The following is a 19,992-nucleotide window of genomic DNA, read 5'->3' as shown; positions in this document are numbered from 1 at the left end:
ATAGCGAAGAAACATGAACAAGCAGCAGCTGACCGACACCGTCATTGCCTTCTGGGAGCGAGCTACCGGCGAAGAGGGCCTCACGCCCGAGGACAACTTCTTCGACCTGGGCGGCGAGTCCCTCGTGGCCGCGAAGATCCTCGCCCTCGTCGAGCGCGAGTACGGCCTGGAGGCGGAACTGCACCTGCTATTCAACAACCCCACCATCGAAGAGTTCGTGGACGCCGTCCACGAGGAGCTGTCCGCCAAGGCACAACAGGGGACGGGCGCATGACCACGCAGGAATTGAAGTCGCTGTGGGGCGGCCCGGCGACGCCGGACTGCTTCCTGACATCGTTCGTCCGCCGCGTCGCCGATCACCCGGATCGCGAGGCGGTGCTCGATGCCGACCGCTCCTACACGTACGCGGAGTTGGCGGCCTGGGCCCAGGCGGTCTCGGCCGAACTGGCGGCGGCCGGGGTGGGCGCGGGCGACCGGGTCGCGGTGTCCCGGCCGCGAGGCGCGGGCGCCGTCGCCGCGATGTTCGGAGTGATGCTGCGCGGAGCCACGTACGTCCCGCTCGACCCTGAATACCCCATCGAACGCCTGCAGTTCATGATCGACGACTGTGCGCCGCGCGCCGTCATCACCACCGAGCACACGCGCGTCCGCTACAGCGGCCCCATGGTGGACATCGGCCGGGCGCCGGGCGTGCCCGCATCCCTGGACCTGCGCCCGGTCGACTGCGATCCCGCGCTGCCCGCGTACATCATCTACACCTCCGGGTCGACCGGCTGGCCCAAGGGCGTGGCACTGAGCCACCGCTGTATCGACACGATGGCCGAGTGGCAGGCGTCCCATTCCCCGCGCCCCGACCTGCGCACCGCACAGTTCGCCCCGCTGAACTTCGACGTCTCGTTCCAGGAGATCCTGGGCACGCTCTGCGGCGGCGGCACGCTGGCGGTCATGCCGGAGGAACTGCGCCGTGAGCCGACGCGGCTGCTGCGCTGGCTCGCCGAGCAACGGGTCGAGCGGCTGTTCCTGCCGTTCGTGGCCCTGCAGATGCTGGCGGTGACGGCACGGGCGGACACCCTGGCCAAGCTGCACCTGGTCGAGGTGAACACGGCCGGCGAGCAGGTCGTCTGCTCGGAAGACATCCGGGCGATGTTCGCCGGAATGCCCGGCTGCCGCCTGGTCAACCACTACGGGCAGAGCGAGTCCGCCATGGTGACGTCCCACATCCTGGGTCCCGACCCGTACGCGTGGCCCCATCTGCCGCCGATCGGTGTCCCCCTGCCGGGGTGCGAACTGCTCATCGACCCGGAGGCCCCGGAGGCTCCCCACATTGGCGAACTCCTGGTGGCGGGGCACCCGTTGTCGGCGGGCTACCTGGGTCGGCCGGAGCTGACGGCCGAGCGCTATGTCACCATCGCGCCCTCACCGGCCGGGCACACCCGGGCCTTCCGCACCGGCGACCTGGTGGAACTCACCGACGACGGCGTGCGCTTCCTCTCCCGTGTGGACAGCCAGATCAAGATCCGTGGCATCCGCGTGGATCTCCTGGAAATCGACGCACAGCTGCTCGCCGGCCCCGACATCGCGGCCGCCGCGACGGCCATGGTGGCGACCAAGTCCGGCCACGCCAGCCTGCGCGCCGCGGTCGTCCTGCGCGAAGGGTGCACCGGGCCGATCGAGGCCGCCGCGCTGGAGCGGTTGCGCAAGGTGCTGCCGGAGGCCTCGGTCCCGGTCTCGGTGACGGAACTGCCCGAATTGCCGAGGACCCCCAGCGGGAAGATCGACCGTGAGGCGGTCGTCACGCTGATCAACGACGACCGCAGCAGGCGCCGGCGGGACCGGGGCGGCCGCGCATGACCACGATCCTGCACGACAGGCCCGCGGACGCCGGCCAGTACGCGCTGTGGGCGGAAGCCACGATCGACCCGTCGATCAGCGGCGGCGGCTACTTCGTGGCGACCTTTCACGGCGCGGTCGACGCACGCCACCTGGAAGCCGCCGCGCGGGCCGTGCTGCACCGGCACGAGCCGCTGCGGTCGGTACTGCGCCTGGTCGAGGGGCAGTTGCGCCAGTGCGTCCTGCCGGCCCAGGAGGCCTGCTCCTTCGAACGCGGTGACCTCCCTTGTGAGGACGGCGCCGAGCGTGCGGCCGTCCGCGCCTGGCGCGAGCGGCCCGAACAGCACCGGCACTGGGACCTGGCCACCGAGGCACCCATCCGCTTCCGGCTCCTCACGCACGCTCCCGACCGCTGCTCGGTCGTGTTCGAGGCCCATCACGCCGGGTTCGACGGGCGCAGCAAGTTCATCGTGGCCCGCGACTTCTCCGCCTACCTGGGGGAGCTGAGAGCGGGCAAGGCAGTGAACCCGACGCCGCTGGCCGCGCCCGACACACCGGTGGCCCCCCGAGAAGTGATAGAGGAGGCCGTCGAGTTCTGGCGCACCGCCGTCGACAGGGCGACGCCGATGGCGCTGCCCGAAGGCGGATGCCTGGGGCAGCGGACAGTCACCGCCTCGCCGACGATCGACCTGGATCCGTCCGCGGTCGCCACCCTTCGTACCAAGGCACAGGAGCTGAAGGTGAGCACCTTCACCATGCTCCTGGCGGCGCTCACCCGCCAACTGGCGGTCTACGACAACACCAACCCGCTGCTGGCCCTCGCCTCGGACGTGAGTGACGAGCACACCGGCCACGTCGCTGGGCTCCAGATCAACGTGGTCCCCGTGGCCCTGGAGATCTCTCCAGGCGCGTCGGCCGAACAGTCGGTGGCAACCGCGCGCCGGGCGCTTGCGCAACTGGCGCGCTATCGCCGCGTACCGTTCGTCGACCTGGTCGCCGGTGTGCCTGGCAAGCCGATGACCCGGCTCAGCACCGAACTCGGCCTGTCCTTCCCCCGCCCCCCGGCCGGGCTGGACCTGGACATCCCGGGACTGCGCTCTGCCTGGGACTTCTTCACGCCGAACACCAACGCGGCCCTGGCCAGGACATTGCAGATCCGGGCGGACTGGCCGCAGTGCCGGGTGCGTCTCGACTACCGCCAGGACCTCATGGGGGCGGCCGAGGCCGAGCAACTCCTGGGCGACTTCAGCACCGCCGTCTCCGACCTCGCCGCCGACCGCACGACCTCCTCGGTCAGCCCGGCGTGCGCGGACCGCCCGGAGCCGACCACCGGCGGAACCCCGTACCTGTGTGGAGACCTCCGAGCGGGAACCGTACGGAACGACGATGCTCCCCACCCGCCCCGCTTGGTGCCCGCGGACGGTGTCGCGTTCACGGTGCACGGCCGGTCAGGACAGCCGTTGCCGCGCTCCATCGCGGGTACGGTGCGGGCCCAGTTGCCCGACGGCCGAGAGGTCCGTACCGACGACTGCGGATATGTCGCCGCCGATGGCTGTGTGCGGCTCCTCGGGCCGCAGGACGGCCGGTGGATCCGCACCCGCAGCCTGATCGACGCCTCCGCCGTCGCCCGCGTCGCCCGCACCCACCCCTGGGTCCGGGAAGCGGTGGTGCGACTGGAGAAGGCCCGGACGGAGACCGCGGTACTCACCGTGACCGGGCCCGGCCGGGACGCCCCGAGCGCGCGTGACATCCGCGCCCACCTGCGCACCTGGCTGCACGGCAGCGATCTGCCCGGGCGCATCAGAATCACCGTCTCCGACTCCCACATCAGCACCGAACCCGACCTCAGCACCGACGCTGACATTGAAGAAGGATGACCATGGACGAGCTTTCGGCAGCTGTGATCGCGGGCGCCTCGCCCGACGTACTGGAACGCCTTCCGGTCCCCAGCGAATACAACGCGGCCTACCTGTGCACCGAGGACGTCGGCATCTTCTCGGGTGTGGAGGACAAGGACGTCCGCAAATCGATACACCTCGGCAAGGTCCCGATGCCGGAACTCGCCCCCGACGAGGTGCTGGTCGCCGTCATGGCGGCGGCGATGAACTACAACACGATCTGGTCCGCGACCTTCGAGCCGCTGCCCACCTTCAACTTCCTGCGCCACTACGGCAAGCAGGGCGGCTGGGCCGCCCGGCACGACCAGCCCTATCACGTGCTGGGCTCGGACGCCGCCGGAGTGATCGTGCGCGTCGGTGACGGCGTGCGCAACTGGAAGGTCGGTGACCATGTCGCCGTGGCGACGGCCCATGTCGACGACCAGGAACCGCTCACCCAGCACGACGGCATGATGGGTGACGAGCAGCGCGCCTGGGGGTTCGAGACGAACTTCGGCGGTCTCGCCGACTACGCGATCGTCCGGGCCAGCCAGCTGTTGCCCAAGGCGGCTCACCTCACCTGGGAGGAGGCGGCCAGCAACCCGCTGTGCGCCGGCACTGCCTACCGGATGCTCGTCAGCGAGCGTGGCGCCAACATGCGCCAGGGCGATGTGGTGCTCGTGTGGGGCGCGGCGGGCGGCCTCGGCGGCTACGCAGTGCAGTTCGTCCGCAACGGCGGCGGCATACCGATCGGCATCGTCAGTTCGGACCAGAAGGCCGAGGTCGCCCGCAAGCTCGGCTGCGAGCTGGTCATCGACCGGCGCGAGATCGGCGAGATCTCCGCCGATCCGGACGTCACAGTGGCGACGGGCAAACGACTCGGCAAGATCATCAGGCGTGAGATCGGCGAGGACCCGAACATCGTCTTCGAGCACGTCGGCCGCGAGACCTTCGGCCTCTCGGTGTTCATCGCCAGGCGCGGCGGCACCATCGTGACCTGCGGGTCGAGCACGGGCTACCAGCACACCTTCGACAACCGCTACCTCTGGATGCGGCTGAAGAAGATCGTCGGCAGCCACGGGGCGAACCTGTACGAGCAGTGGCAGGCGAACCGCCTCATCCAGCGCGGCCGGGTGATGCCGATGCTGTCCGAGGTGTACCCGTTCCAGGAGACGGGCGAGGCAGCACGCATGATCCAGCTGAACGAGCACCTCGGCAAGGTCGGTGTGCTCTGCCTGGCGCCGTCCAGTGGGCTCGGTGTCACCGATTCCGCGCTGCGCTCGCAGATTGGCGAGGACCGGATCGCCCCGCTGATGACGGCATGACGGCGCCGTCTCCGATCGCAGACACAGGAAAGGCCGGGAGACAGATGCATCGTGTCCGAGTGGTGGTCGCCAAGCCAGGGCTGGACGGCCACGACCGAGGTGCCAAGGTGGTGGCGCGGGCCTTGCGCGACGCCGGCATGGAGGTCATCTACACCGGGCTGCGCCAGACGCCCGAGCAGATCGTCCGTACCGCTCTGGAGGAGGGTGCCGACGCCGTCGGTCTGTCCCTGCTGTCGGGCGCCCATATGGAACTGGTCCCGCGCATACTGAAGTTGCTCACCGAGAACGACGCGGCGGACATGCCGGTCTTCTGTGGCGGCATCATTCCGCCGGAGGATGCACGCCAGCTCATCGAGATGGGTGTATGCCGGATCTTCACCTCCCGGGATTCTCTCCCCGAGATCATCGACTGGGCGTACGCCAACCTGCGTCCGCTCGAGGTGACCGAGTGACCGGGGGGCCGCTCAACGCCACACTGGAATCCGCACGGCAGGGCAACGTCCGGGCGCTGGCCCGGCTCATGGGGCGCGCGGAGAACTACGCCATCACGGAGGCCGACCTCAGTGCTCTGGGAACACAGGGGCCTGCCGGAAGAGCCTGCCCGGTCATCGGCCTGACTGGTCCGCCGGGCGTCGGCAAGTCGACATTCATCTCCTGCCTCGTCGCCGAGTACCGGGGGCGCGGGAAGCGCGTGGCGGTGCTCTGCTTCGATCCGTCGTCACCGGTGACCGGTGGCGCGCTGCTCGGCGACCGCATCCGTATGCAGGAGCATTCGGACGACCCCGGGGTGTTCATCCGGTCGGTGTCCAGCCGCGGCCATCTCGGCGGGCTCTCGGCCACCGCCCGGCCCATGATCTCGATCCTGTCCGAGGTCGGTTTCGATGTCATCCTGATCGAGACGGTCGGGGCCGGGCAGTCGGAGGTGGAGATCGCGACGGTCGCGGACCGGACCATTGTTGTCCTCGCCCCCGGAGCGGGCGACGGTATCCAGATGGCCAAGGCCGGTGTGCTGGAGATCGCCGACCTCTATGTCGTGAACAAGGCTGATCAGGACGGAGTCCACGCGATGGTCCGCGAACTCCGCGCCATGGTCGCGCTGGGCACACGCGACATCCCGGTGGTGACCGCCACGGCAAGTCGGCGTGAGGGGGCCGCTGACGTCATGACGGCCCTCGGCGTCGACGGCCCGGTCGACCTGGACTGCGGGCAAGGGCCCTGACGCCACCCGTGTCCCGCCCCGGGACCGAGCCGACGCACGGCACTTCCCCACGGCGACCACCCAACTCCCGGACAGTCAGCGGTGTCCGGGGTGTTCGGTCTCCGAGGGGAGGTCCGAGGGCGGCGCCTGCACGGGAACTTCGTTCAGCAGCGGGAACAGTCTCGCCACTGCGGCCACGGGCATGGTCCCTGCGACCGCCCGGTGGTCGCGTTCGCGGTATCCGGCCAGCAAGAGGCGTACAGAGGCAGCGAGTTCGGTCATCTCCGCCGGGGTGATGTGGACCACGGCGCTGAAGGACTCGTCATGGCGCCACTCGGCCGGCGCCCGGTCCCGGTGGCTCAACCAGTGCTGGTAGCTCTCGTCCTCCAACCCGCGTGCCAGGTCGTCGAACTGCTCCGGCGCCTCCTGGTCCGGCCGGTGCGAGGACTCCCATCGGAGCCGCCACGGCCGCGCCCGCCCGCCCTTGTGCGGGACCTCCTCGATGAGGCCGTGCCGGGCCAGTTGACGCAGGTGGAAGGAGCAGAGGCCGGAGCTGTGGCCGAGGCGGGCGGCTGCCTGGGTGGACGTGACGGTGCCGACCTCGGCCAGCAGGTCCAGCAGGGCGACGCGCACGGGATGGTCCGGGAGTGACTGTCGGGCACGACTCAACGGGCGCTCCCTGGAGGTTGCTTGACGGTCTTTGTGGCTCACTTTGCAAAGGCTGCTACTTTGGAAAGCATTCGGTCAAGCTGGGCCACGGCCGGTCGGGGACCAAGTCCCCGGCCGGCGCGTGCATGTGCGAAAGGCGTTGAAACTCCATGGCTGTTCGGAACGGTGACATCTCGCAGGATCGTCGGGTGCGAGTGCAGGGGGAACCGGTCGATTCCTACCCGCAGTTCGCCCCGGAGGTCGAACGGGGTGCAGTGCGTCGCATCACCGTAGTGGGGGAGGAGATCCTGGGCCGGCGGTGCCAGGAGGTCACCGAGTTCGGCACCCCCGAGCTTTCGCAGTTGATCGACGACATGTTCGCCACGAACCAGGTGGCGGACGGCGCGGGCCTCGCAGCCAACCAGATCGACGTGGACCTGCAGTTGTTCGTGTGGGACATCGTGGATGATTGGGGGGTGCGCCATGTCGGGCACATTGCCAATCCGGTCCTGGACGAGATCGAGGCCGACGATCGCGTGCTGGTCGAGGAGAAGGAAGGATGCCTGTCAGTTCCGGGCCCCTACCGCATGGTGCCCCGCCTCGACCGTGCCGTCGTACGAGGCTATGACAAGGACGGCAACCCCCTGGTGATCGAGGGCAGGGGCTACTTCGCCCGGTGCCTGCAGCACGAGACGGACCACCTGCACGGGCACCTCTACCTGGACCGGCTCAGCAAGCGGGAACGGAAGTCCGCGCTGCGTGAGATGGAAGAGTCCAAAGAGAAGATGTTCGCCCGGCGGGCTGCCACGGCCAAAAAACTGGGCAAGTGACGACTCGGAGGCGTAGGCCCCCCGGCCTGGGATCGTTGTGACGGTGCGCACGTTGCGTAATCGCCCGTGCGTACGGTGGACTTGAGTCATGCTGACGCGAATCGATCACATCGGGATCGCCTGTTTCGACCTCGACAAGACCGTCGAGTTCTACCGTGCGACGTACGGTTTCGAGGTCCTCCACGTCGAGGCCAACGAGGAACAGGGCCTCCGCGAGGCGATGTTGAGGATCAATGGGACCTCGGACGGCGGCGCCAGCTACCTCCAGCTCCTCGAGTCGACCCGGGAGGACTCCGTGGTGGGCAAGTGGCTGGCCAAGAACGGCGAGGGCGTGCACCACATCGCGTTCGGCACGGAGGACGTGGACGGCGACGCCGAGGCCATCCGGGGCAAGGGCGTGCGGGTGCTCTACGACGAGCCCCGGATCGGGTCCATGGGGTCGCGGATCACCTTCCTGCACCCCAAGGACTGCCACGGCGTGCTGACCGAACTCGTCACCGCCGCGCCGCCGGACCCGACTGGACACTGAACCGCCCGGGTCCGGCGGCGCGGAATCGCCGTCAGATATCCCGGAAGAGACCAGCGAGTGCAGTGAGCCGCCCAGTGCCTCCTCAGCCTCGCAGCCAACCTCAGCTACCACCTCCGCGACCGTGCGGATGTCGCCCGTATCCTGGTCCGGCTCAGTGACCCACGCGGGCCACATGGAGTGCTGAACCAGTGTCGGGTGCCTTCTCACGGCCGTCAGTCCACGGGCCGCATGAGTCCTGGACTGTGGGCCTCCTGCCCTGCGCCGCAGCGTGCGGTCGGGGTCGCACTGGGGGCAAGGAGTTGGCGCCGAGTTCCCGGTAGGCCAACCGGTGGCGCAGGACTCGCAGGTCGCGATCGCGAGCTTGTCCATGACCGCGACCACGGCGCGCATCCCTCCCCAGCCGGCGGAGAAGCGGCGGAAGTGCGTGGCGAGAGCGTCACTGGATTGGGGGATGTCGGCCAGCGCCCAGCCTGAGTAAAGTGAGCGGCGCCTGAACAGAACAAGACTGCCCGTGGGGTATCGGGCGCCGCGTGACGAACTTGGCTCATCGGGCGGGCGCGATTTCGCCGCTGGTCAGCGGCGTGTGCCTGTGGCCCGTGCTGCCCCTCGGACACCAGCTGAGACCCCACTTCACGTGGGGTTTTCTGCTTTTCCAGGCTGTGGCGTGACCAACCACGTGACCAACAGCCCAGAGAGTTGCCTGGTCAGACCAGGGATGACAGGCCGATCCGGGCCGCGCTGGACGCGGCCAGCTTCTTGGCCTGTGGCGGCACAGGTTCGACGAGTCCGGGGCATGTGTTTTCGTGCCGGGGCAGCGTCCTCCGGCGCGAGCCGCCGTCACCGCGCTGCCCACCCGCGAATGCTCGGGTTACGTGTGGGCGTGGTACGGCAGCGGGGCGCCCCGTCACGAGCCACCGGACCTTCGCGACCTTGAAACGCGGAAGATTCCTGGCATCCGGAGGTTCCGGCTGGCCGACCCGACCCGAGCTACCACCCGGCGGATCCTGGAAAACACCTACGACCCCGACCACTTGGTGGCCTTGCACGGGCTGACGGTGGCCGGGGAGGCCCGGATCGCATTCCAGGAAGCGCGCGAGGAAACGGTCGGTGACGGTGCGCCGGACGACCATCCGGAACCACGCTGCGATGCGACCCTGACCTGGCCCGCATACCGGGGCGCGTTGGGCACCGTATCGAACGCGTTCGGGCTCAACGCGGGCGAGTTCACCCTACGGATGCGCGGCTGGGCAAGCTGCCAGGAGATCGAGTACTACGCAGACGGCCGACGCCTGTACCGGATGATCCTGGCCGTCACGCCGATCGGGGAGCACCACAGCATTCAGCACATCAATGCTGTCGTCGACCCCGACGGGGCCGGGGCCCTGGGGTGGCTGCGCGCGCTCGTCCACCGTGCGGAGGTGCAGGTGGCCGCCCGCCAGGACCTCCCGATCTTCGACACCTTGCTGCCGGGGGACCGGCACGGCATCTATGTGCCCGGTGACGAGGCTGTGCGGCGATTTCGACGTTTCTATCAGCAGTGGGTGGAGGTGGCAGAGCGTGGCTGAGGGCGTCGTGAGCCTGGCCGAGGCCGCAGACCTGCCCGTCGAACGGGTCGGGGGCAAGGCCAAGGGACTGGGCCGACTGGTAGCGGCGGGATTTCCCGTACCTCCCGGGTTCTGCCTCCCGGTGGATGTCTTCACCGCCACGGCGGGCCTGGAGGAAGGTGGGGAGAACACCGGCGAGTCGGGACTGCGCGACGACACGATCGCCCAGGTGAGGGCCTGTTGGGAGGCCCTGCCCTCCCCGCACGGCGTCGCCGTACGGTCGTCGGCCACCAATGAGGACGGTGTGGCGAGCAGTGCCGCCGGCCAGTACGAGAGCGTGCTCGGCGTCCGCACCTTCGACGAGCTGCTGGCCGCAGTCGGCCGCTGCCAGCGGTCCCGACACTCCGCCGCCTCCGGGGTCTACCGAGACCGGATCGGGCTTGCCCAGCAGGCCCCGGCGATGGCTGTCGTGGTCCAGGCGATGGTGGCCCCCGAATGGGCCGGGGTGGCGTTCACCGCAGAGGACCCTGCCGCGGACGACGACCATCTGGTGCTCGTGGAGGCGGTCGAGGGGCTCGGTGATCAGCTCGTGGACGGGATCGTGGAGCCGAACCGGGCGGTGTTCTCCCGGAAGGAACCGCACGCGCCCGTGTTCAGGACCGCGTTCGGGGAACGGGTGGGCGAGACGGAGGGAAGCGAGGGCCCTCTCCGCTCCCTGGTACGCACAGCGCTGGCCGTGGAACGGGCGCTGGGTGGACCGCAGGACATCGAATGGGCGCTGGACGACACCGGGCTGCACCTGCTGCAGGCTCGCCCGATCACCGCAGCCGTCCCGCAGCCGACGCAGTTCGGCGACTGGGCGAGCGAAGTGCCCGGGGCACGGTGGGCCCGGATGAGTATCTGCGACTCGTGGCTGTCCGATCCCCTCTCCCCCCTCTTCGCCACGACGCTGTTCCCCTCGCTCATCGACCGGTGGGCGACGAACTGGGGCGGTCCACGCAGACTGCGCGCGCAACCCGCTCATCCCGGAGCCCATGCACGGGACCGTGAACGGGTTCGCCTATCTGCGCTTCGACTTCCCCCTCTCCGAGCATCCGCTGCGCACCCTGCGACTCACCGCGCGGTGGTTTGCCTTCCATCTCTCACCAGTGGAGCGGCGCTGGCGGCACGACATACTGCCCGCGCTCCAGGCGGGCCTGGAGCGGGCACGAGACGCGCCTCTTGAGGAGCTGACGTCGACCGAAGTGCTGTGCCGAATAAGGACAATTGAGGATCTGAGCGCCCGCTACTGGGCGGTGATCGGCGGCCTTGCCTGGCACTGGAACACCAGCGAGTGGCTGCTGGGGATGGTTTTGGCGCGCGATGGTCGGCGCGCAGCCGGGCTCACACCCGGATCCCTGCTCGTGGGCGACGACCGGCTCGCCCACCAGGCCGACCGTGCCCTGGACCGGGTCGCCGCGGCCACCTTGGAGGACGAGGAACAACTGCTGCAGGAGTACCTGGGACGCTTCGGCCACCTGGTGTACAGCCTCGACCCGGCCGAACCCACCGCGATCGACGATCCTTCGATGCTTCGCTCGTTGATCGCCAGCCGCCGCGTCGGCGGCGAACCAGGCTCCCTGGCACCGGCATTGGTCCCTGACTGCGTCCCGGCACGCCGCCTCGGACGCGGTGCTCTAGGCCGACTGCGGCGCGGGGTCCACCGGTGGGCGAACCACTGGAGCGGAGTACGGGACGAGGCCCTGCACCACTTCACGCTCGGCTGGCCGTTCATGCGGGCTGGATATCTCGAACTCGGCCGCCGGCTGGTCCTCGCCGACCTGCTCGATGTCGACGAAGACGTGTTCTACCTGACCGGGGCGGAGCTGAGCGGCTGGGTGAACGCCGGCGCGGACGACGCGCAGTGGCGCGACCTGGTGCGTGAGCGCCGACTGCGACGCCAGTGGCAGCGGCGGCTCAATCCGCCCGATGTGGTCCCCGCCGACGCGCGGATCATGCTCTTCGGGTCCGACATCACCTCCTTGGCGCTGTTCGGGACCGAGCGGGGGGAGCACAAAGGCGACGAGCTCAGCGGATCAGCGGTGAGCCCGGGGAGCTACACGGGCCGGGCTCGGGTGATCCACGAGTTCGCGGACGCGGACGCACTGGAGTTGGGAGAGGTGCTCGTCGTCCGCCAGGTAACTCCGGCATGGGCGCCGCTGCTGACCCGGGCCAGCGCCGTGGTGGCCGATGTCGGGGGCGCGCTGTCCCACGGCTCGGTGGTGGCGCGTGAGTACGGCATCCCGGCGGTGATGGGAGTGAGGACCGCGACCTCGCAGATCGGAACCGGGGACATGCTGACCGTGGACGGCGATGCAGGCACTGTGCGGTTGGGGAGCGAGTCGTGACACCGACCGAGTCCCCGCCGAAGGAGCACAGCACGCGCGACGGGTGATCCGGGGGCTGCTGTTCGTGGCGGTGGGCATCAGCTTGGTGATCACCCTCTGGGGTATGGATCTGGGCCATCTGTGGGTGGCGCTGAAGGCCGCCGACTGGCGCTGGCTGGTCTTGGCAGCACTGGCCAATGTGGCCTCGCAGACGACTCGGGCCATAGGCTGGAACGCGATGTTCACCGAGTCCCGGATCCGGTTCCCCCTCCTGGTGCGGATCGAGTTCGCCGCCCAGGCAGCGGCGGCTGTCAGCCCGGAGGGGGTGGGTGAGTTCGTCCGGATCGGCTATCTGCTGCGCGAGGGGATAGCCAGGACGGTGACCGTCACGCTCATGATGGTCCGCAAGTTCTTCTCCAGCCTGGGCCTGGTGCCCTTCCTGGTGCCCTTCCTGGTGTTCGTCTGGTGGCCGGGGAGCGATGTGCCAGGCTGGGCGGCGACCGTCGCCTGGGTGTACCTGGCCGTGCTGACGGTGGAGTCCGTACTGATCGTGAGGGTCGCGCGCACTCCGTCCGCCCCCGCCCGGGAGGGCCGACTGCGCAAAGTCGTGTTCGACGCGCGCACGGCACTCGGGCCGGTCCGGCGTCCGCGCGTCTTCGCGGAGGTGGGGGCGGCCGCGCTCGCCACCCGGGCACTGGACTTCCTGGCTGCGGTGGCCATCGCGAAGGCTCTGGACCTGCCGCTGTCGGTGGCCGTCCTGGTAGTTGTACTGCTATCCATCGAGGTCTCCAACATCTTGCCGACCCTGCCGGGCCAGCTGGGTACCTTCGAGGCGGCCGTGCTCGGCGCGACAGCGGGCGTTCTTGGGCAGGCCGAGGGCTTGGCCTTCGCGCTGGTTCTCCATGTTCAACAAGTGCTTCCCCAGATCCCGCTGGGGATGATCGCCATGGCAGACACCTCGATTTTACGAAACCGATCGAAACGGGATTCATCATGACCGAAATGTGGAACACCGATACCCAAGGTAGTTACCCTCCCCTCAGGGCGGACGATTCGCGGACGCGGACTCAGGTACGACCTACCGGAGGGGCAAACTCCTACGTTCGCCGTGCACTTGACGGAACACGAGCCGCCCAAGCCGGCCTGGGAGTCCCTGTGGATTCCCTGGCGGGACTTCTGGCTTCCCGCTGACCCCATGGATGCGATGCGCAAACTTCGCATCGCGTACGATCGCGCCGCAGGCGAGCGCGTGGAGATCTGCTGCGGGGGCGGCATCGGTCGGACTGGCACGGGGCTCTCGGCGCTCTGCGTCTTCGAGGGCATGGACCCCAAGGAGGCGGTCAAATGGGTGAGGAAGAATTACCACTCCCGTGCGGTAGAAGTACCGTGGCAACGGCGCTTCATCCGCCAGGTCCACGCTGCCAACGCACCCGGCTCGGGGCAGTCGTAGCCGCTGGCTCCTGCGGTGTGCGGCGGATACACGCCGCTGTGACATGGTGATCCACTGACCGTGGACAGGAAAAGGGCAGAACGCCTGGCTGGGAAATTCCAACCAGGCATTCTGCTTTACCTGCGCCCTCTCGGTCGCGGTCGACTCCCCGGAACACCAAAGCGGCGACAACAACCGTGCTGCGCGGGTCAGCTCGACGACGCCGTTGCGCGTCCATAGTGGTCAGCTCGGCGCTGGAGGTGTCGGTGACCACGTCCCACGGGAAGTGTGGCTATTCCTGAGTGAGGTCGGCGTGGTGGGCAACGGTGACTTCTCTGTCCGAGCCGGAGGACGAGTTCTCGTACTTCACCGAGAACGATCACTCGCTGGTTCAGGGCCCGCTCGCTTTCCTTGCCGGCCGTCCGGGACTCGTAGCCCCGCTCTGTCGGCCGGTGTTCGAGTCTCGGCGCCGGTGACCGAAACGACGCCTCTCACATGTCCGTTGCGCATTGACCCCTTGGTGTCATCGCGGTTGCATGCTGGGGGCCTTCTGGTGGGGAGCCGGAGGCGGACCCTATTCCTGACTGGGGGAAGAATGAGGGAAACGTCCGCTGGTGGGAACCCACGGCTGCAGGAGCTCATGGTCTACGGCATGATCGATGATCATGAGCCAGGGCCGTGGCGAGGCACTCAACAAGGCGCGCACCCGGGTGCGAAGTCGGCTGCTGTCCGCAGGAGCGCCCGCGTCCGTGTGGGGCAGCACGTCATGAATGCCTTGGAAGGAGGCGCGGATGGACGCACCGTTCTCGCCGTTGACCCAGAAGATGTGGTCGTAGGAATCCGCGACGTCTTGGGCGGTTGTTCGCCGTGCTGGCCGCGCTCGTTGCGCTGTTGCTCGCGTGGTTCGCGCTGGTGCGGCCGGCCGTGCAGAGCACCGCCAAACAGGCCGCCAATGACGCCGTCAGCAAACCCAGCCCCAACCCGAGCGCTCAGCAGGGCGGGACGCCCGGCACCGGAGTCGGCGGTCAGAACAAGCCCTCGGGTGGTGGTGCGACGGGATCGGGTAGCGGGACCGGATCGAGCCCGCAGCCGGGCAAGGTCGGCGGCGGCCAACAGAGCTCGGCCACCATCGACGTCCAGACGGACGGCGGCGCCACGAAGCCGGGGGTCTACAAGGTCCCTGCCGGAAAGATCTTCGGGATCACCGACATCGTCGTGGCCAACTTCCAGGGCGACGACGGGGTTTTGACCATCACCTTCGGAGAGCGCAAGATCACCACGATCGCCCTTGAGACCTTCCGCAACCAGGACTACCACTGGGTGACTCCAATCGAAATCCCCGAAAACGCCACGGTGACGGTGAACGTGACGTGCGCGAAGCCCGGCACGCCAGCCACCGGGAAACAGGCATCCGGGTGCGATGAGGCGTTGAACGAGTGGGGTGCTGAGCGACGTCAAACGACGAGGCGGAAGTTTCCGGGGCAGCATCGTGATCCTTCCGTGGCGCAAGGGAAAGCCAGCGTTCCGGGTACGTCCGAAAGCTGCTGCACAGCCGGAGGGCAACACACATTCCGGTCGGTGTTCGACGGCGCAGGAAGGTGGCCGTATGAAGCGGTCGTCGCGGTTGCCCGAAAGGGGTCGAGGATCTCGGTTATTGGCCGGATCGTGATGACGTGCGGCGGCCGGATTTCGTAAGGAGAAGGCGGCTCGCACCGGACCGGACGGTGCCACGGATGCGCGAGAGGCGCTGCCTGGACCCCACGTCCTGCGGACGGTCGAGTCTGCCAACTCGTATAGGACTGTTGGCAGTTGGCGTTCCCACGCTCGTCATCTCGGTTCGGGTCGGCGCCCCGTTTCGAACGTGGTCACCTCGTCGAACACCCCGAGCCCTTCGCGGGCGTTTCCCACTACAGTGCGCGACGACCGGCTCGGGCGATGGCGCGGCCGCTCTTCCCCTTGATGTGCGTACTCAGCGGTTGCCCGCGACGGCCTCCGGCCCGTTGGCTCGCCGCCGCCGAGCCAACGGATCCGCAACGGCTGGCGTGCGTGCGCCCCACGAAACGAGGCCCGGTGTGCGCGCACCGGGCCTCGTCTTTGTCTTCGTCGTCAGCCCTGCATCAGGATCGTCAGGACGAGGCGGTTGTCCGCGCTCTGGGCGGTGAAGCGGTTCGCCCAGCCCCACTGCTCGTGGAAGGTCTGCATCTTCTCCACGGGCCCGTACATTTCGAAGTACCACTGAGGGTCGCCCGAGCTCAGAGTGCCCTCTTCCTCGTGCCGTGCGAAGTTCTCCATGGTGACGTGGTCGCGTCCGCTCTTGGCCACGACGGAGGCGAAGTGGAAGTCGAGCCCGCCGGAGGTGGAGTCGGCGCGCAGCCCCTTGATCATGAAGAGGTCGCCGACGCCGGCCTTCGTGGTGAACTCGTTGACCTTGAACTTCTCGTACGTGGCCTGGAGTTGGGGCAGCTGTGTCGGGTTGTCGCGGAATGCCATGACCCGCTGGATCATTTCGCTGATGACGGCCGCAAGGCCCGGCAGCTTGCTCTGGTCGCTGATGGCTGCGGTCCTGGCGGCCCCGTAGCGGGTCCGAAGGTCGTTGACCGCGGCGGAGCCCGCCAACTCGTCGATGACCTTGAAGATGGCCTCGAAGTAGAGGTCCTCGCCGGTGAACTGCGGTGCGGGCTTCGCGGTGACCTCGGTGGCGATCTCGTTGCAGCGCTGCGAGAGCCGCACGGCCAGCCCACGCTGTGGCGCCTGGCCGCGCCCGGGGTTCTGCACCACGGGTTCGACCTGCCACAGCGTCAGGTTCTGGTCCATGATCTTGATGTTGAGGAACCGCTTGGTCCGCTGCAGTGTCAGAACGCCCTGTCCCCGGTCGAGCCGTACCTTGCCGCGCAGTTGGGCGTTGGCCTTGTCGATGCGATCGGATGTGGCGAAGAACGTCTTGGCCTGACGGCCGTCGGTGATGTGCTCCACCGCAAGGTCCATCTTCTCGGCCAGCCGCAGCGGGGCCTGGCCGTTGTACACGACGTTGAGGCTGCCGTCGGCCGCCACGAAACTGTCGGCCTGCCGGGGCCCGGTGTGCGGATCCTGGACGATGCGGGGCCGCTCCTCCTGGCTGGGGAAGAAATCCGGTGCGGCGGGGCCGGGCTGGCCGTGGGCGTCGACCGTTCCCACGTTCGGGTAGTTGGCGTCGCCGGGGTTGACGACGACGTAGCGCTGAACGGGGTTCGCGGCCGCCCTCTGTGCCGACGCGCTGTGGTGCGCGGCAGGGTCGTGTGCCTCGTGTGAGGCGTCGGCAGGCTCAGGGAGGGGCCGGGCAAGGACGCGGCGGGCGTTGTCCTCGGCGGCCCGCTCGAAGCGGTCCGAGGGGTCGCTGACCCGCAGCCCGTTGCCGTGGTCGGTGCCCGCGACGGGCCCCTGACGCTGCTGGATCACATGGGTCAACTCATGGGCGAGGGTGTGCCGGTCGCCACCTCCGTCGCCGATGACCACGTGGTTGCCCGAGGTGTACGCGCGCGCTCCCAGCTCCAGCGCCGAACGCTGGGCGTCGGCACCGGTGTGCACCCGTACGTCGGAGAAGTCCGCGCCGAGGCGGGTCTCCATCTCGGTGCGTACGCCCCCGGCGAGCGGCTTGCCGGAGGTCCCGAGAACCTTGGGGACCGTGGAGGGCTCCACCGGCCCACTGACCGAGGCGTCCTTGTCCTGCGCGGGCCGGGCCTGTCGTTGCAGCGCGCGCACCACGGCGGCGTTCCCGGCGGTCCGCTGGAAGTCGAGCAGGGCGGCCGGCGGCAGAAGACCGGAGGGAGGCCGCTCCGCCGAGCGTTCCGCCGGCTCGGCGCGCGGCTCCCTCCGCGGCGCCTTGGCAGTTGGGCCCTGTTTCTGCTGTACGACGCGCACGGGGCGCCTCCCTGCGTGATCCCGTCGACGGTGAACCGATCCCTTCATGGTGCCGGTGGGCACGAGGCGGGGCCAGAGGTAAAAGGGGTAGTCCAGGGTGCCCTGGTGGGCAACTCGCCTTCCTAATCGGACCGTCTGTCCCGCTGAGGGGGTGTGCTGCTCCGGAATTGTGACAAAGCGTCAAACAGTGCTGAGGCCCCGGTTGTTGAGGCTGTCCCGCAAGGCGCGCATCGCGTAGTGGGTGCGGGATTTGACCGTCCCGGGGGGCACGCCGAGGACGTGTGCCGTCTGGTTTACGCTGCGGCCCAGGTAGTAGACGTGCAGCAGGACCTCGCGCTGGAGCGGTGCGAGGTCGCGCATTGCGTCCACCACCACGTGCGTCGTGAGCGCGTGGTCGACCCTGTCAGGCACCGGCAGGTGCGTGATGTCGGGCACTTGATCCTCCAGCGGGCGCGCCCGCCGTCCCCGGTACCCGTCGATGCCCAGGTTGCGTACTACGTGGAAGAGCCACGGGCGCAGTGACTCCGCCGCGGGTCGAGTTTGGCGGCGTGCTGCCGGGCGCGGATCGCGGCCTCTTGGCGGATGTCTTCGGCGCGGTGCCAGTCGCCATTGAGGAGTCGGGTGGCGAAGCGGAGCAGTACGGATCCGTGTCGCTCGTACAGGGCCCGCAGGAACTCCTCGTCGGGTTCGATGCAACGGGCGGCGGGGCGGATCTCTAACTCGGGCGTGATCATTGCCTCCGGGCACTCCAACAGTCGGACATCGCTCGGAAACGACAGGGCTCACCTGGCACACGGAGCGATGGGAGAAGTTGTAAGCCCAAACGGGCAGACCGGAGGGGCCCGTTCTCCTGTGCATGGCGACCGATTCTGACCGTTTCCGTGGTGGCCGACGAGCTCCCGGCTGGCCCGGCCGCTGACCGCTGGCCCGGTTCCGGCGTCCGAACGGTCGTCGCGCGGGCCCGTTTGGCACCCGGTTGCCTCCCGACTACGGTCCGGACCGGGCAGTGATCACTTCACCCGTCATTCGTCCCCTCCTCTCCCTCGCACATCGTCACCCGGCACGGGTCCCGCACCCGAACGACGTGGCACCCGGCCCGATGGTGCACGAAGGCGCGGGGGAACACGGGAGTGTGAACGTGACCTCGGTGCAGAATCCGCTTACCTCGCTGGCCGACGACGTCGCCGCGACCGGGTGGCCTCCATGGCGACCCAGGGCCCTCGCAGCGCACTCATGGCTGCCTCGACGTCTTGGTGCGCTGCCAGGTGCCGGCGGGTCCCGGGGTGCGTCCGGTCTCGCTCTGGACGCCGGTCTGCTGGGCGGTCAGCGGGGGTAGCCCGGGCCGGGCCCGGGTCGCGGTCGGGCCGCGCCGCCAGGAGGCGGAGGCCTCGGAGGCGCCGCCCTAGGTGATCTCGGCGCGCTTCATGCCGGTGAACGCCGGGTGGTCGGGGCTCTTGACGCCCTCGTGGTCGGCTACATCTAAGCCCTGAACAGGAAAGCAACATCACCTACGAGATCAACATGACTGCCGAACACCCACTGCCACCCACCACCGACTCACAAGCTGGAGTGGGTCAGCCTGCCAGTCGGGCGAGGGCCAGCGTGTGTGCGTGGTCGAGGGAGTCGGCAGCAGCGCAGGGGATGTCCGGCTGCACGCCGGTGCCTTCCCAGTTCGTGTTGGAGACGGGGTTGATGGCGCGGCCAACAGGGACGGTGGCTTCCAGGTGTGGGTGCACCGTCCAGCCCCTGCACGGGTGTGCGCCGCCGCGGGTGGGCTCGCCGACTACTACGGCGCGGCCGAGCTGCTGGAGGTTGTACGCCAGTTCTTCAGCGGCGGAGAAGGTGCTGTCGCTGGACAGCACATACAACGGCTTGGTGCCGCCGAAGCACGCGCCGGGGACATGCGGCAGGCTCCAGGACTGCTCGCTGCGTTCACCGTCGCGCCAGTGCATGGTGTTGAGATGGGTGCGCTCGTCGAGCAGGTAGCTGCAGACGAAGGCGACCGTGTCCGGGTCGCCGCCCCGGTTGGAGCGAAGGTCAACGATCAGCGCCTGGGCGCGGGAGGCCAGGGTGAGCGCGGCGCTCAGCGGTTCGGCGGCCCACTCCAGCGGGAACAGCATCGGCGCCAACTCCATCACGGCGACCCCTCCGTCGAGCAACTGCATCCGGGGCGCGCCGCCCAGCGAGGTGTCGAAGTCCCGGCGCATGGCGTCCAGGGTGGCCGCCCCCTGCATCGGGGAGACCGGGTCGGCGTGGTGCTTCAGTCTCAGGTGTCGGTCGCCGTTGACGGACTGCAGGTCCGCGGTGACCAGACGGGCGAGCTCCTCGGCGTCGTCGACGTCGTAGGCGCCTTCGGTGAGGCGTCGTTGCAGCAGCCCGGCGAGCTGCTCGGCTATCTCGGGGAAAACGTAGTGCTCGGTCAGCAGCCGGGCTGTCTCGTCGATGACAGGGGCGGAAAGAAGCTTCGTCGGAGTCGTCATGGCAGGGATTAGAGCAGCGCCCTTGTGAAAGCGTCAAAG

The 19,992-nt window shown here is 68.8% G+C and carries 16 protein-coding genes and 2 pseudogenes; 14 read left to right on the top strand and 4 right to left on the bottom strand.

Going from position 1 to position 19,992, the window contains the following annotated elements; genetic code table 11:
* Positions 1–13 precede the first annotated feature (13 nt).
* From ACSHXC_RS06325 to meaB, 6 genes are read left to right on the top strand one after another with little or no spacing between them, the layout of a single operon-like run.
* Positions 14–274, top strand: a complete 261-nt coding sequence (locus tag ACSHXC_RS06325; RefSeq protein WP_438290610.1) for an acyl carrier protein — start codon at positions 14–16, stop codon at positions 272–274.
* Positions 271–1,851: an amino acid adenylation domain-containing protein gene (locus ACSHXC_RS06320; RefSeq protein ID WP_438290609.1), complete on the top strand. Its 1,581-nt coding sequence runs from the start codon at positions 271–273 to the stop codon at positions 1,849–1,851. The genes ACSHXC_RS06325 and ACSHXC_RS06320 overlap by 4 nt, the downstream gene beginning before the upstream one ends.
* Positions 1,848–3,707: a condensation domain-containing protein gene (locus ACSHXC_RS06315; RefSeq protein ID WP_438290608.1), complete on the top strand. Its 1,860-nt coding sequence runs from the start codon at positions 1,848–1,850 to the stop codon at positions 3,705–3,707. The genes ACSHXC_RS06320 and ACSHXC_RS06315 overlap by 4 nt, the downstream gene beginning before the upstream one ends.
* Positions 3,708–3,709: 2 nt before the next feature.
* Positions 3,710–5,032: a crotonyl-CoA carboxylase/reductase gene (gene ccrA / locus ACSHXC_RS06310; protein WP_438290607.1), complete on the top strand. Its 1,323-nt coding sequence runs from the start codon at positions 3,710–3,712 to the stop codon at positions 5,030–5,032.
* 44 nt (positions 5,033–5,076) lie between these two features.
* Complete coding sequence (locus ACSHXC_RS06305) at positions 5,077–5,484, top strand: cobalamin B12-binding domain-containing protein (protein ID WP_438290606.1); 408 nt, start codon at positions 5,077–5,079, stop codon at positions 5,482–5,484.
* Positions 5,481–6,251, top strand: a complete 771-nt coding sequence (meaB, locus tag ACSHXC_RS06300) for a methylmalonyl Co-A mutase-associated GTPase MeaB (RefSeq protein WP_438290605.1) — start codon at positions 5,481–5,483, stop codon at positions 6,249–6,251. The genes ACSHXC_RS06305 and meaB overlap by 4 nt, the downstream gene beginning before the upstream one ends.
* Before the next feature lie 75 nt (positions 6,252–6,326).
* Here the strand turns inward: meaB and ACSHXC_RS06295 are convergent, their stop codons facing one another.
* Positions 6,327–6,941 carry a helix-turn-helix domain-containing protein gene (locus ACSHXC_RS06295; RefSeq protein WP_438290604.1) on the bottom strand — a complete coding sequence of 205 codons (615 nt, stop codon included), beginning with the start codon at positions 6,939–6,941 and terminating at the stop codon, positions 6,327–6,329.
* A 107-nt stretch (positions 6,942–7,048) separates the two neighbouring features.
* Between ACSHXC_RS06295 and def the strand changes: the two genes are divergently transcribed.
* From def to ACSHXC_RS06255, 8 genes and pseudogenes are all read left to right on the top strand, one after another.
* Positions 7,049–7,708 carry a peptide deformylase gene (gene def, locus ACSHXC_RS06290; RefSeq protein ID WP_438290603.1) on the top strand — a complete coding sequence of 220 codons (660 nt, stop codon included), beginning with the start codon at positions 7,049–7,051 and terminating at the stop codon, positions 7,706–7,708.
* A gap of 88 nt (positions 7,709–7,796) precedes the next feature.
* Complete coding sequence (gene mce, locus ACSHXC_RS06285) at positions 7,797–8,237, top strand: methylmalonyl-CoA epimerase (protein ID WP_438290602.1); 441 nt, start codon at positions 7,797–7,799, stop codon at positions 8,235–8,237.
* Positions 8,238–9,040: 803 nt separating this feature from the next.
* Positions 9,041–9,802 (top strand): Rieske (2Fe-2S) protein, encoded by a 762-nt coding sequence (locus ACSHXC_RS06280; RefSeq protein ID WP_438290601.1) that lies wholly within the window; start codon positions 9,041–9,043, stop codon positions 9,800–9,802.
* On the top strand, positions 9,795–11,006 hold the full coding sequence (locus tag ACSHXC_RS06275) for a PEP/pyruvate-binding domain-containing protein (protein WP_438290600.1): 1,212 nt from the start codon (positions 9,795–9,797) through the stop codon (positions 11,004–11,006). The genes ACSHXC_RS06280 and ACSHXC_RS06275 overlap by 8 nt, the downstream gene beginning before the upstream one ends.
* Before the next feature lie 121 nt (positions 11,007–11,127).
* Entirely contained in the window at positions 11,128–12,168 is a 1,041-nt protein-coding gene (locus ACSHXC_RS06270) for a PEP-utilizing enzyme (RefSeq protein ID WP_438296458.1), read from the top strand.
* Positions 12,169–12,232: 64 nt separating this feature from the next.
* The gene (locus ACSHXC_RS06265) at positions 12,233–13,144 is read left to right on the top strand and encodes a lysylphosphatidylglycerol synthase transmembrane domain-containing protein (RefSeq protein WP_438290599.1); all 912 of its coding nucleotides are present in this window, start codon (positions 12,233–12,235) and stop codon (positions 13,142–13,144) included.
* A 117-nt stretch (positions 13,145–13,261) separates the two neighbouring features.
* The gene (locus tag ACSHXC_RS06260) at positions 13,262–13,597 is read left to right on the top strand and encodes a phosphatase domain-containing protein (RefSeq protein ID WP_438290598.1); all 336 of its coding nucleotides are present in this window, start codon (positions 13,262–13,264) and stop codon (positions 13,595–13,597) included.
* An 837-nt stretch (positions 13,598–14,434) separates the two neighbouring features.
* Positions 14,435–15,038, top strand: a pseudogene (locus tag ACSHXC_RS06255) (hydrolytic protein); the annotation flags it as partial.
* Between the two features lie 644 nt (positions 15,039–15,682).
* Here the strand turns inward: ACSHXC_RS06255 and ACSHXC_RS06250 are convergent.
* The 3 genes and pseudogenes from ACSHXC_RS06250 to ACSHXC_RS06240 all read right to left on the bottom strand — a co-directional run bounded on the left by ACSHXC_RS06250 (position 15,683) and on the right by ACSHXC_RS06240 (position 19,953).
* Positions 15,683–17,473, bottom strand: a complete 1,791-nt coding sequence (locus tag ACSHXC_RS06250) for an eCIS core domain-containing protein (protein ID WP_438290597.1) — start codon at positions 17,471–17,473, stop codon at positions 15,683–15,685.
* Between the two features lie 180 nt (positions 17,474–17,653).
* A pseudogene (locus ACSHXC_RS06245) lies at positions 17,654–18,207 on the bottom strand (sigma-70 family RNA polymerase sigma factor).
* A gap of 840 nt (positions 18,208–19,047) precedes the next feature.
* Positions 19,048–19,953: a S41 family peptidase gene (locus tag ACSHXC_RS06240; protein WP_438290596.1), complete on the bottom strand. Its 906-nt coding sequence runs from the start codon at positions 19,951–19,953 to the stop codon at positions 19,048–19,050.
* Positions 19,954–19,992: the final 39 nt, after the last annotated feature.

It is taken from the genome of Streptomyces sp. HUAS TT7, assembly GCF_051550175.1.
Lineage (GTDB): Bacteria > Actinomycetota > Actinomycetes > Streptomycetales > Streptomycetaceae > Streptomyces.
Note: the sequence above shows the minus strand (reverse complement) of the source record. Positions and strands in the feature narration are given on the sequence as shown.

Excerpts from the sequence above, each read along its gene's own strand:
- ACSHXC_RS06325 (WP_438290610.1), top strand. The coding sequence starts at position 14 with ATGAACAAGCAGCAGCTGACCGACACCGTCATTGCCTTCTGGGAGCGA.
- ACSHXC_RS06320 (WP_438290609.1), top strand. The coding sequence starts at position 271 with ATGACCACGCAGGAATTGAAGTCGCTGTGGGGCGGCCCGGCGACGCCG.
- ACSHXC_RS06315 (WP_438290608.1), top strand. The coding sequence starts at position 1,848 with ATGACCACGATCCTGCACGACAGGCCCGCGGACGCCGGCCAGTACGCG.
- ccrA (WP_438290607.1), top strand. The coding sequence starts at position 3,710 with ATGGACGAGCTTTCGGCAGCTGTGATCGCGGGCGCCTCGCCCGACGTA.
- ACSHXC_RS06305 (WP_438290606.1), top strand. The coding sequence starts at position 5,077 with ATGCATCGTGTCCGAGTGGTGGTCGCCAAGCCAGGGCTGGACGGCCAC.
- def (WP_438290603.1), top strand. The coding sequence starts at position 7,049 with ATGGCTGTTCGGAACGGTGACATCTCGCAGGATCGTCGGGTGCGAGTG.
- mce (WP_438290602.1), top strand. The coding sequence starts at position 7,797 with ATGCTGACGCGAATCGATCACATCGGGATCGCCTGTTTCGACCTCGAC.
- ACSHXC_RS06270 (WP_438296458.1), top strand. The coding sequence starts at position 11,128 with ATGGTTTTGGCGCGCGATGGTCGGCGCGCAGCCGGGCTCACACCCGGA.
- ACSHXC_RS06240 (WP_438290596.1), bottom strand. The coding sequence starts at position 19,953 with ATGACGACTCCGACGAAGCTTCTTTCCGCCCCTGTCATCGACGAGACA.